At 66.0% G+C, this 12393-nt stretch carries 9 protein-coding genes, 1 tRNA gene and 1 pseudogene; 4 read left to right on the top strand and 7 right to left on the bottom strand.

From position 1 onward, the window contains the following. Positions 1-21 precede the first annotated feature (21 nt). Positions 22-267, bottom strand: a complete 246-nt coding sequence (locus ACIDOCELLA78_RS87575) for a hypothetical protein (protein WP_201728460.1) — start codon at positions 265-267, stop codon at positions 22-24. A 367-nt stretch (positions 268-634) separates the two neighbouring features. Here ACIDOCELLA78_RS87575 and istA point away from each other — a divergent pair, with 367 nt between their 5' ends. Together istA and istB are read left to right on the top strand one after the other, a co-directional pair. Then, positions 635-2161: an IS21 family transposase gene (gene istA, locus ACIDOCELLA78_RS87570; RefSeq protein WP_201727680.1), complete on the top strand. Its 1527-nt coding sequence runs from the start codon at positions 635-637 to the stop codon at positions 2159-2161. Between the two features lie 17 nt (positions 2162-2178). Continuing rightward, positions 2179-2924 (top strand): annotated as a pseudogene (istB, locus tag ACIDOCELLA78_RS87565) (IS21-like element helper ATPase IstB). Between the two features lie 481 nt (positions 2925-3405). On the opposite strand, the gene ACIDOCELLA78_RS87560 reads toward istB, so the two are convergent. The 6 genes from ACIDOCELLA78_RS87560 to ACIDOCELLA78_RS87535 all read right to left on the bottom strand — a co-directional run bounded on the left by ACIDOCELLA78_RS87560 (position 3406) and on the right by ACIDOCELLA78_RS87535 (position 9450). Then, a tRNA-Glu gene (locus ACIDOCELLA78_RS87560) sits at positions 3406-3481 on the bottom strand. Between the two features lie 36 nt (positions 3482-3517). Then, positions 3518-5302 carry a single-stranded-DNA-specific exonuclease RecJ gene (gene recJ / locus ACIDOCELLA78_RS87555; protein ID WP_201728459.1) on the bottom strand — a complete coding sequence of 595 codons (1785 nt, stop codon included), beginning with the start codon at positions 5300-5302 and terminating at the stop codon, positions 3518-3520. Further along, positions 5287-6273, bottom strand: coding sequence for a class II fructose-bisphosphatase (glpX, locus tag ACIDOCELLA78_RS87550; protein ID WP_201728458.1), 987 nt, complete (start codon positions 6271-6273; stop codon positions 5287-5289). Before glpX ends, recJ begins: the two co-directional genes overlap by 16 nt. A 29-nt stretch (positions 6274-6302) precedes the next feature. After that, on the bottom strand, positions 6303-7592 hold the full coding sequence (locus ACIDOCELLA78_RS87545; RefSeq protein WP_201728457.1) for a homoserine dehydrogenase: 1290 nt from the start codon (positions 7590-7592) through the stop codon (positions 6303-6305). Further along, entirely contained in the window at positions 7589-8800 is a 1212-nt protein-coding gene (locus ACIDOCELLA78_RS87540; protein WP_201728456.1) for an LL-diaminopimelate aminotransferase, read from the bottom strand. The genes ACIDOCELLA78_RS87545 and ACIDOCELLA78_RS87540 overlap by 4 nt, the downstream gene beginning before the upstream one ends. Then, positions 8797-9450: a hypothetical protein gene (locus ACIDOCELLA78_RS87535; protein WP_201728455.1), complete on the bottom strand. Its 654-nt coding sequence runs from the start codon at positions 9448-9450 to the stop codon at positions 8797-8799. The genes ACIDOCELLA78_RS87540 and ACIDOCELLA78_RS87535 overlap by 4 nt, the downstream gene beginning before the upstream one ends. 62 nt (positions 9451-9512) lie before the next feature. On the opposite strand from ACIDOCELLA78_RS87535, the gene ACIDOCELLA78_RS87530 reads away from it, so the two are divergent. After that, positions 9513-11312, top strand: a complete 1800-nt coding sequence (locus ACIDOCELLA78_RS87530) for an alpha/beta hydrolase (RefSeq protein WP_201728454.1) — start codon at positions 9513-9515, stop codon at positions 11310-11312. Continuing rightward, positions 11309-12391, top strand: a complete 1083-nt coding sequence (locus ACIDOCELLA78_RS87525; protein ID WP_201728453.1) for a glycosyltransferase family 4 protein — start codon at positions 11309-11311, stop codon at positions 12389-12391. The genes ACIDOCELLA78_RS87530 and ACIDOCELLA78_RS87525 overlap by 4 nt, the downstream gene beginning before the upstream one ends. Positions 12392-12393 lie beyond the last annotated feature (2 nt).

Here is a 12393-nt window from a genome sequence, read left to right as displayed (position 1 = left end):
GCACACCGGCCGAGACCGGGATCACCGCCGCACCGCCGTCAGCACCCGACGCAAGGCGGCAACCCCAACTCCATCATCAAACCGAACACACGTCCCGTCCGGCAGCACGATCTCGATCCGGCTCGCATCGCATCGCGTGGCTCGCCTCTGCGACATCGGATCAACGCTCGCGTCGTTCACCGAAGCTGACTTGCCTGCCGCCCGCGGCATCGACAGTGCCGCACTCGCCATTACCCGCACCGGAATGAATTCCGGTACCATCGGCACCGGCACCAACTCACCACGCCGAACCTGACCGCGCCACTTCCACAATTGCCCTCTCGAAATCGCGTGCCGCGCGCAACCAGCGCAAACACCGCACCCGGCGCCTCAGCCTCCGCCACAATCCGAAGCTTGTCCTCATCCCGTGCTGATTCCGGGCTCAATTCGCCCGGGATTCCCGAGATTAACTCGCCCGGGATTCCGGGAATTATTCGCCCACCTATTCCGAGATTAATTCGCCCACCTGTTCCGACTTTTATTCGCCCAGGCGGGCGGGGTTGGCCGGGTTGGCTTGAGGTCTCTGCTGGCTGGTTCAGGTTCCCTCCCTTTGGCTGATCGAGGGAGCGGATGAATGCCAGTGGAGCGGATTGCGATGCGCGATGTGCGCGAGATTGTCAGATTGAGGATGGCGGGGCTTTCGACCCGCCAGGTGGGGATCCGGGTCGGGGTTGCGGCATCGACGGTGCGCTTGACGCTGCGGCGACTGGAGGCGGCCGGGCTCGATGGGCCAGGGGCTCTGGCGCTGTCCGAAGCGGCATTGGAAAGGCGCTTGTTCGACGGCGCGGTGGGCAAGCGGCCGGGGCATCGACGTGTGGATGAGCCGGACTGGGGGCGTATCCGCCGCGAGTTGCAGCGCAAGCACGTGACGCTGTCGATCCTGTGGGACGAGTATATTGCCGAGCACCCGGATGGGTATCGCTACAGCCGGTTCTGCGAGCTCTACCGGAGCTGGGAAGCCCGGCTACCGGTGACGATGCGCCAGACCCACGCATCGGGCGAGAAGCTGTTCGTCGATTATGCCGGCGACACGGTGCCGGTGGTGATCGACCGGCTCACCGGCGAGACGCGTGCGGCCCAGATCTTCGTCGCCGTTCTCGGCGCATCGAGCTTCACCTATGCTGAGGCGACCTGGACCCAGACCCTGCCGGACTGGATCGAGGCGCATAATCGCACTCTGGCAGCAATTGGCGGCGTGCCGGCGCTGCTGGTGCCCGACAACGCCAGGGTCGCGATCATCCGCGCCTGCCTCTACGATCCACAGGTCAACCGGACCTACACCGATATGGCGCGCCATTACGGCACGGCCATTCTCCCGGCGCGGCCGCGGCGGCCGCGTGACAAGGCGAAGGTCGAGGTGGCGGTTTTGCTGGCGGAGCGGTGGCTGCTGGGCAAGCTGCGCAACCGGGCATTTTACGGCCTCGCCGAACTGAATGCCGCGATCGCTGAATTCTGCCGCTGGCTGAACGAGGAGCGGGTCGTCCGTCGCCTGGGGGCGACAAGACGGCATCTGCTGGAAACACTCGATCGTCCCGCGCTGAAGGAACTGCCGGCCGAACCCTATGTGCTGGCGCAATGGCGGCGCCGGCGGGTCGGCATCGATTATCACGTCGAGATCGAGAAGCATTTTTACTCCGTCCCCTACCGGCACGCCCGCGCCGAGGTCGAGGCCCGGTTCACCGTGCGCACGGTCGAGATCTTTCTCCGTGGCGAACGGATCGCCGTGCACGCACGCAGGCCGGGTAACGGCAAACACACGACGATCGCCGAGCACATGCCCTCGAGCCACCGGCGTTATGGCGACTGGACCATCGCACGGATCCATCAGGAAGCCGCACGGCTTGGTCCCTCGGTCGCGACACTCTGCACCCTGATCCTCGAACGCCGGCCTCATCCGGAGCAGGGGTTCCGCGCCTGCATCGGCATCCTTCGCCTGGCCCGCAGTGTTGGCGCCGACCGGCTCGATGCCGCGGCCGAGCGCGCGCTCACCATCGGCACCCTGACCTACGGCTCGGTCAAATCCATCCTCGATAACCGGCTGGAGCGAGCCGCCGGCACCGCCAGTCCCGATCCCACCCCGATCCGCCACCCCAACATCCGGGGCGGCGGATATTTCCACTGATGACAAGGAGAAGCCTCATGCTGAACCATCCGACCCTCGATCAGATCCACCAGCTCGGTCTTGCAGGCATGGCCCGCGCGTTCACCGAGCTGCACGCCAATCCCGAAACCCCCAGCCTCAGTCACGCCGAATGGCTCGGTCTTCTGCTCGACCGCGAGATCACCGTCCGACGTGACAAGCGGTTGAGCACAAGGCTGCGCCATGCCAGGCTGCGCCATGACGCTGCAATCGAGGATGTCGATTACCGGAGTGCCCGCGGCCTCGATCGGGCTCTGTTCCAGAAGCTGATCCAGGGTGAGTGGATCGACGCGCACGACAATCTCGTCCTGAGCGGGCCGACAGGGGTCGGAAAATCGTGGCTGGCCTGTGCCCTCGGTCACAAGGCATGTCGCGATGACAGGACCGTGCTCTATCAGCGCGCCCCCAAACTCTTCGCAGAACTCGCGGTCGCCCGCGCCGAAGGGCGTCACGGCCGGATGATCCGCACCCTCGGTGCCGTCAATCTACTGATCCTCGACGACTTCGGCCTTGCTCCACTCGACGCCGGCGCCCGTCACGACCTGCTCGAGATCGTCGAGGATCGCTACGGCCGCCGCGCCACCATCATCACCAGCCAGATCCCCCGGCGCATTGGCATGAGCTGATCGGCGATCCGACCTACGCCGACGCCATTCTCGACCGTCTGCTCCACAATGCCCACCGCATCGAACTCACCGGCGAAAGCCTGCGCAAGATCCGCAAGCAAACCCCAAAAACCGCTTGACCCAACGAGAACAGGAGAGCAACGAAATCAACAGCCACAGAGACCGCTACCCGGGCGAATAAATCTCGGAATCCCCGGGCGAATAAACGTCGGAATCGTGGGCGAATTAAAATCGGAATCCATGGGCGAATTCTCCGGAATCCGCACTCATCCCGCCAGCGGCGCCGGCGCTCTACCCCCGTGATAATCTCCATCCGCCCGCCGCCCCTTACCATGAATCAGCTCGTAGCAGCGCTCTTATGCACGCCTCCTTGCCGTACCGGCAGGCGGTTCACACCGGATGGATACCGCGATCAGGTGCGTTCGGCCAAACAGATCATCGATCCCGACCGGCAAACGCAGCCGAAAATAGTAGGTCAGACGCCGTCTCTCGACGTAAGAACACAACGCCATGATGGCTTCCCACAGGTGGCACAAACGTGTGTCACTTCAGCGGGACGACACTAGATAAACTCTAGTAAATTCAATGGGTTGTGAAGCTTGGCGTCCCGTAGGGGATTCGAACCCCTGTTATCGCCGTGAGAGGGCGACGTCCTAGGCCTCTAGACGAACGGGACCGCGCGAAGGCTGGGTAGCCGAGTGGGAAGGGCAGGTCAAGCGGGTGCAGCGTCGATCAGGATCAGACTGACCGTTGTGCGCCCATTCCATTGCTCAGCGCGGATGTGACCGGCGAGGTTCAACGGCTCCCCGCCCGGTCGGCTCAGCGCCGCCGCAAGGTCATTCTCTCCTGCGCGGAACAGGATTGTTTTCAGCCGCCCACCTGTCTCGCCCTCGACAATGGCCCGGATCGTCCCCTCGTTACGCCCGATCCTGTCGGAGCGGACAACGCGGGCCCGGGGAACCACGAAAACCGGTTCCTCATTGCCAGCGCCGAACGGCCCGACCCGGCCGATGGCCGCAGCAAGCGTCTCGTCGATCATGGCCACCGCAGCAGTACCCTCGATCGCCAGATCCGGGGCGTTGGGAAGCGTTGCTGCCGCAGCCAGTCGCTCGGCAAGGAAATCACGCAGGGCTTCAATACGTTCGGCTTCAAACGTGAACCCTGCGGCCATCGCATGGCCGCCCCCTTTGATCAGCAGCCCCGCCTCGCGCGCGGCAATGATCGCGCCGCCAAGATCGATCCCGGGCACCGATCGGCCCGATCCGACCGCCGTGCCCTCGGCGATCCCGGCCACCAGGGCCGGACGGTTGAAAGCCTCCTTGATCCGGCCGGCAACAATGCCAACGACGCCGGGATGCCATCGTTCGCCAGCGACCAGCGCGACAGAGGCGCCGGCAGCGAATTGCGCTTCGGCCTGAGCCATCGCCTCATCAAGCAGACCCGCTTCAACCGCCTGACGCTCACGATTGATCTCGTCGAGACGGCGCGCCAGTGCTGTGGCGGTCGCCAATTCCGGGGCAAGCAGCGTGCGCAGGCCCAGATCGGCTTCAGCGATACGGCCGGCGGCGTTGATGCGGGGACCGATTGCGAAGCCACAGGTCATCGTGCCGGGCGCTTCCTTTACCTGGGCAACATCCAGCAGTGCCGCGATACCCGGCCGCCCCCGCCGCGCCATGACCTTCAGCCCCTGGGCCACCAGCGCACGGTTAAGGCCGCTGAGCGGCATCACATCGCAGACGGTCGCGAGCGCGACCAGATCAAGCATCGAGATGAGGTCAAGTTCAGGACGCGTTGCAAAAAAGCCGCGCCGGCGCAGTTCGCGCTGCACTGCGACAAGGGTGAGAAAACTGATTGTCGCCGCACAAACATTGCCAAGGCCGGACTCATCATCGGCCCGGTTTGGATTCACGGTCGCGACGATGGCCGGCGGTGCCCCCTGGCTCTTGTGGTGATCGAGCACGATGGCGTCGGCCCGCCCCCGCAGCGCCGCAAGAGCATCATGCGCTGCCGTGCCGCAATCGACGCAGACGACCAGTTCAGCCCCCTGCGCCGCCAGAGCGAGCAAAGCCTGCGCGTTCGGCCCATAGCCCTCGCGTTGCCGGTCGGGGACGTAGTTGATGGTCCGGGCGCCGAGTTCACCAAGCCCCATTGCCATGAGCGCGCCCGAACAGGCACCATCGACGTCATAGTCGCCAAAAATCGCAACAGTCGCGCCACGCTGCACCGCATCGGCGATGCGCGCCGCCGCGACATCCATGTCGGTCAGCGCTGAGGGATCCGGCAGATAGGCGCGAAGGGTAGGATCGAGAAAATCGGCGGCGCGGTCGGGCATCACGCCGCGTCCGGCAAGCAGGCGTCCGACCACGTCGGGGACGCCGCAACGCTGGGCGATCGCCTGCGCGATGCGGTCCTCGGCGGGTCGCCAAAGCCAGCGCCGGCCAGCCAGACTATGCTCGACCCCGAAAGCCGGCGGGTTCTCGCTCAGACGTGCGTCCACGGCTTTGTCTGGAAGTTGTGATGCGCTTCGATATAGCGGACCGTACCGGATTTCGACCGCATCACGATCGAGTGCGTCACCGCACCCGCAGCGCTGCGGCGAACGCCGCGCAGCATCTGACCCGTCGTGACACCGGTTGCCGCGAACATCACGCTGCCGGATGCCATTTCGTGAACCTGATAGAGGCGCGAAGGGTCGGTGATGCCCATGCCCCTCGCCCGTTCGGTCTGCGTATCGTCCTCGAACATCAAGCGGCCCTGCATTTGCCCGCCGGTGCAGCGAAGCGCCGCCGCCGCAAGAACCCCTTCGGGAGCGCCGCCGGACCCGACATAAAGATCGATCCCTGTTTCGGGTTGGGCCACCGCGATCACGCCGGAAACGTCACCATCGCCGATCAGGGTGATGCGGGCGCCGGCTTCGCGGCAACGGGCGATGAGTTCCGCATGGCGCTCGCGCTCCAGCGTGCAGACCATGAGGTCGGAAATATCGCAACGTTTGGCGCGAGCGAGGTTGCGGAGATTTTCCTCGACCGGCGCATCCAGCGCCACGACCCCCTCCGGCAGTCCCGGCCCCACGGCGATCTTGTCCATATATATGTCGGGAGCGTGCAGGAATTTGCCCCGCTCGGCCAGAGCGATCACCGCGATCGCGTTCGGCGCGCCCTTGGCGGCGATCGTCGTGCCTTCCAGCGGATCGACGGCGATGTCCATTTCCGGTCCGCCGGCGCCGACGCGCTCGCCGATGTAAAGCATCGGCGCCTCGTCCATCTCGCCCTCGCCGATCACCACCAGCCCGTCGATCGCGACAGCGTTGAACGCCTGGCGCATCGCGCCGACGGCGGCGCCATCGGCGCTGTTCTTGTCGCCCCGACCGATCCAGGCCGAAGCCGCAAGTGCTGCGGCCTCGGTCACACGCACGAGTTCGAGGGCAAGGTTGCGGTCCGACTGGGCCGGGGTCTTGGCGTTATCCATCTACGCGGTCTCCTTGGGTCGAGCTTAGGTCAGGCTTGTTCGATGCGGATGAGCGCCGGCGGTTCCTGCACCGCCGGAAGTGCCGCGATCTGCACCAGCGCCGCCGCCATCGCGGCCTCGCCCGTCTCGTGGGTGATGATCACCACCGGCACCACATCGCCCGGGCTGCGGCCGCGCTGAAGCATTGTTTCGAGCGAAATGCCGTGGTCGCGCAGCACAGCAGTCACGTCGGCGATCACGCCTGGCTGGTCGAGCACCATCAACCGGAGGCAATAGGCCCCGCGATGCGCCGCCATCGGCACCGAGGCCGCGCTGCGCAGCGCATCCGGCGCCATGCCGAGCATCGGCGTCTGCCGGCCGCGCGCAAGGTCGATCAGGTCGGCGACCACGGCAGAGGCGGTGGGCCCCGCCCCGGCGCCGCGTCCCTGAAGCACGATATCGCCGACCGGCTCGCCGCTGATCACGACCGCGTTGTTCACGCCATCCACTTTCGCGAGCGCCGAATGCTCCGGCACCATCGCGGGATGCACCCGGGTTTCGATCCCCGCTTCGCTGGCGCGGGCGATGCCTAGCAGCTTGATCCGGTAGCCGAGTTCATCGGCGAACGCGATATCGACAGCGCTGATGCGGCGGATGCCCTCGACATGCACGGCACCGAAATCGACCTGGCGGCCAAAGGCGATGGCCGCGAGGATCGCCAGCTTGTGGGCGGTGTCCACGCCGTCGATATCGGCTGAGGGGTCGGCCTCGGCATAGCCTAGCGCCTGCGCCTCGGCGAGCACGTCGGCGAATTCCATTTTTTCGTCGCGCATACGCGTGAGCATGTAGTTGCAGGTACCATTGAAGATGCCGGACACGCTGGCGATGCGGTTGGCCCCAAGCCCCTCGCGCAGCGCCTTGATCACCGGAATACCCCCGGCCACCGCCGCTTCGAAGCGAATACCCGGGCCGCCACGGATCAGCCCGGCGAGTTCGCCGCCCGCCTGCGCGATCAGCGCCTTGTTTGCCGTCACCACCGGCTTGCCGGCGAGCAGAGCCGCCTCGACAAGATCGCGCGCAGCACCGGAAGCACCGCCGATCAGTTCGACGACAACATCCACCGCCGGATCAGATGCGAGCACCAGCGAATCCTCGACCCAGCGGATACCCTGAAGCGAAACCCCGCGATCCCGCGTCCGGTCACGGGCAGACACCGCCACCACCCGCACCGGCCGCCCGGCCCGCGCGGTGATGATGCCGGCATTCTCTTCCAACAGCCGTAAAACTCCGGCACCGACCGTCCCGAGTCCGGCGATCCCGACCGACAGCTCACCGCTCATGCCGAGACGCTTTCCTGCGGGTTCGGCGCATTGCCTGGCGCCATGAACGCACGGATATTGCGCACCGCCTGGCGGAGCCGGTGGGTATTTTCAACGAGCGCGATGCGGACATGGCCATCGCCATATTCGCCAAATCCGATCCCCGGCGCGACCGCGACCTTGGCGCGTTCGAGCAGGAGTTTCGCGAAATCAACCGACCCGAGATGCGCGTATCGCTCCGGAATCGGCGCCCAGGCGAACATCGATCCCGCCGGGCTTGGCACATCCCAGCCCGCCTGCGCGAGGCCCTTGATCAGCACGTCGCGCCGCTCGCGATAGAGCGTGCGCATCTGCTCGACGCAATCCTGCGGGCCGTTCAATGCCGCTGTCGCGGCCACCTGGATCGGCGTGAAGGCGCCGTAATCGAGATAGGATTTCATCCGCGCCAGCGCGGAAATCAGCCGCGGGTTGCCCGCGGCAAAGCCCATCCGCCAGCCGGGCATCGAATAGGTCTTCGACATCGAGGTGAATTCCACCGTGATGTCCTTCGCCCCCTCGACCTGCAACACCGAGGGCGGCGGCGCGCCTTCGAAATAGATCTCGGCATAGGCGAGATCGGACAGGATGAAGATCTCGTGCTTGCGGGCGAACGCCACGATTTCCTTATAAAAATCCAGCGTCGCCAGATATGCTGTTGGATTTGAAGGAAAATTCACGATCAGGGCAGTCGGTTTAGGCACTGAATGCCGCACCGCGCGGTCAAGCGCGCGCAGCATCTCGTCATCCGGCGTGGCCGGCACCGAGCGCACCGAGGCGCCGGCGATGATGAAGCCGAACTGATGGATCGGGTAGGACGGGTTGGGGACCAGGATCGTGTCGCCGGGGGAGGTGATCGCGTTGGCGAGATTGGCCAGCCCCTCCTTCGAGCCGAGTGTTGCGATCACCTCGGTCTCCGGGTTCAGCTTCACGCCGAAGCGGCGGTCGTAATAGGCGGCGAGCGCGCGTCGCAGGCCGGGAATGCCCTTGCTGGTCGAATAGCGATGGCTGCGCGGATCGGCGACGGTTTCCACCAGTTTCGCCACGATATGGGGCGGGGTCGCGCTGTCCGGATTGCCCATGCCGAGGTCGATGATGTCCTCGCGCCGGTTGCGCGCGGCCGCCTTGGCCTGATTGACCTCTGCGAAAACATACGGAGGCAGACGGCGAATTCGATGAAATTCCTCGGTCATGATCGGTCCTGGGCGTCCGGAGTGGTGGATGGGTCGCGGGGGTATAACACCTGTGCCGCGCCGCCGCGACCGCCTGCGAGCGCTTCGATCCGGATAGAAGCAGGCGGCACGCCCGCGGCTTCCAGCGCATTGGCGATGGCGGCCGCGCGCAGCAAAGCGAGGCGCAGGCTTCCTGGTGCATTTTCAGGCGCAAAACCCGCGGCGAGAACCGGATGGCCGGCACGCTGGGCTGCGAACCCGCGCAGCAGCGCAACCTGCCGCGATGACAGCACGGCCCTGCGCGGCGCGAACCCCAGGCGCAGCGATGGCACGGGCGGGATGGGCGGGGCCGGCTTCGGCGACGCCGGATGGTGGCCGCCCAGGCTGTTCTGACCGCGATTGGCCGCCTCGAGGCGGGTGCGGATCGCCGTTTGGGCTTGGGGCGAGAGCGAGACGGGGCGCGCCGGAACGGTCGCCAGATTGGGCCACGGGGATCGCAGGCCGGGTGCCGGCGGCGGCCCCGAACTGATCACCCCCCCCTCGTAGCGATGGAGCAGTGCTTCGGGGCTGTAGGCGGCGCAGCCCGAAAGGGCGAGACTGGACAGCGCCATGATGGCAAACGCGATACGGCGCGGGGTTTCGGGATCGGGCGGAATCTGGCTATAGGTCACTTCGGCTCCTCGCTTGCACTCTCGACCTTAGCGCCTGCATCCCGGAGCCGGAAGGAGCGTCAATGGCCGAACAGCAAAATCCGCGACCTGCAACGCCGAACATGTCCGATCCGGCGGACTATTCACGGGCAATGTCCGATATCGCGGCCAGATCGCAGCGAATCGTCGCCGAGTGGCTGGAACGCCAGCACGAGGTCGACGTTGCGATCGATCCACTCAACATCGGCAGCGCTTTCATGGAAATGATGGCCAAGCTGGTGGCCAATCCCTCGACACTGATCGATGCCCAGATCGGGTTCTGGCAGGACTACGTGACGCTGTGGCAGCATTCCACGCGCCGGATGATGGGGTTGGAGACGGCGCCTGTGGTGCCGCCCGACCCTCGCGACAAGCGATTCCAGCACGAGGAATGGAAAGAAAACGAGATTTTCGACTTCATCCGGCAGAGCTACCTGCTTTCGGCGCGGTTCGTGCAGGATGTGGTCCGGCGCGTCGACGGGCTCGATCCGAAAACCGCCCAGAAGGTCGATTTCTACGCGCGGCAGTTCGTCGATGCGATGAGCCCCTCGAACTTCGCCCTCACCAACCCGCAGGTCTTGCGCAAAACGATCGAAACTCGCGGAGAGAACCTGCTGCGGGGCCTGTCCAACCTGCTGCGCGACCTCGAGGCCGGACGCGGCCAGCTGCATATCCGCATGACCGATGCCGAAGCCTTCAGTGTCGGTGACAATATCGCGGTCACGCCGGGAAAGGTGATCTTCCGCAACGAGTTGATGGAGCTGATCCAGTACGCTCCGGCGACGCAGACCGTCCGGAAGACGCCGCTGGTGATCTTTCCGCCGTGGATCAACAAGTTCTACATCCTCGACCTACGCCCCAAGAACAGCTTCATCCGCTGGGCCGTCGAGCAGGGGCACACCGTCTTCGTCGCGAGCTGGGTGAACCCCGACGAGCGACTCGCGGAGAAGGATTTCGCCGATTACATGAAACTCGGCGTGTTCGCGGCGCTCGACGCGATCGAACAGGCCACCGGCGAGCGCCAGGTGAACGCGATCGGCTACTGCCTCGGCGGAACGTTGCTCGCCGCGACCCTCGCGGTAATGGCCCGTCGGCGCGACACGCGGATCAAAAGCGCGACCTTCCTCGTCACGCTGACGGATTTCGCCGATGTCGGCGAACTCGGGGTCTTCATCGATGAAGAGCAACTGGTCGCCCTTGAGGAGAAGATGAACCGGCGCGGCTATCTCGAAGGCTCGGCGATGGCCACCACCTTCAACATGCTGCGTTCGAATGATTTGATCTGGAGCTTCGTGGTCAACAACTACCTGCTCGGCAACGAGACCTTCCCCTTCGACCTGCTCTACTGGAATTCCGATTCCACCCGCATGCCGGCGGCCATGCACTCGTTCTATCTTCGAAACATGTACCAGAAGAACCTGCTGAGCCAGAAGGACGCCATCACGCTCGACGGCACGCAAGTCGATCTCCGGCGGATCAAGGTGCCGGTCTATTTCCTCTCCTGCCGCGAGGACCACATCGCCCCCTGGGCCAGCACCTATCGCGCAACCCAGCTGATGGCCGGGCCGAAGCGCTTCGTGCTCGCCGCTTCCGGCCATATCGCCGGCGTCATCAATCCACCGGACAGCGGCAAATACAACCATTTCGTCAACGCGACCCTGCCGGCGAGCGCCGAAGACTGGTTCGCCGGCGCAACCGAGGTGGCCGGCTCCTGGTGGCCGGACTGGCAGCGATGGCTCGCGCAGCAGGGGGATGACGAGGTTCAGGCCCGTACACCTGGCCGGGGCGGCCTGCCCGCACTCGCCGATGCGCCGGGCGAATACGTGAAAGTCCGATCTGCTTGAAACAACGCGATTCGGCCGGCGGCACCGCAATGGTGCTGCCCGCCAGCGAAGCCTTCGCTCCCGGCAGGGCCGGCGCGATCGCCCTGGTCGTCCGGCGGCTCGCGGCGGCTGCCGGCGCTTCGGTGATCGGCGCCGCCAGTGCTTGCCCGAGCTTTCCCGGCATTGCCTATCATCCGGTCCGCTTTCGCTCGCCGCTCGGCTACAATTCCGCCGTGCTGCGCCGGCTGCGACAACTGCGCCCGGCGAACATCGACATCCACCAGCAGCCCCGCCTCGCCCGGCTTGCCGCGCGCCTGCTGCCCGCCAGCCGCGTGATGCTGTTTCTGCACAACGAGCCGACGACGATGCGCGGCCTTACCACCGCAGGGGCGCGGGCACGCACGCTGCGCCGCCTGCACGCGGTGGTCTGCGTCTCGGATCATCTCCGCGCCCGCTACGCGACCGGGCTTGCCGACACCGCCCGCCTCGTCACCCTGTATAACCCGCTCACCCTTGCCGAATTGCCGCCTTCCCAGGGCGAGCGGCGGCGCGAAATCGTGTTCGCCGGCCGCATCGTCGAGGGCAAGGGCATCGCCGATTTCATCGCCGCCGCCGCCGCCGCCCTGCCGCACCTGCCCGGCTGGACTGCCCGCATCATCGGTGGCGACCGATTCGGGCCGGACAGTCCGGAAACCCCGTTCGTGCGCGAGATGCGGACCCGTGCCAGATCCGCCGGTATCGCCTGGGACGGCTATCTGCCGCATGAGGACGGTCTGGCGGCGATGGCCGGTGCCGCGATCGTCGCGGTGCCGAGCCGCTGGCCGGAACCCTTCGGCCTGACCGCGCTGGAGGCCATGGCGAGCGGCGCCGCACTGGTCGCGACCAAGGCGGGCGGCCTGCCGGAAGTGGTGGGCGAGGCCGGGCTGCTGGTGCCCGCCGGCGATGCCGCCGCGCTGGAAGCCGCCTTCCTGCGGCTGGCAGCGGACGAATCGGCCCGCGACCGCCTCGCCGAGGCTGGCCGCGCCCGCGCGAAACTGTTCGACACGTCCGTTATCGCCGCCCGGCTGCAACGGTTGCACGACGCGGAAACGCCGGTATGAGC

This window comes from Acidocella sp. C78, from assembly GCF_907164655.1.
Note: the sequence above shows the minus strand (reverse complement) of the source record. Positions and strands in the feature narration are given on the sequence as shown.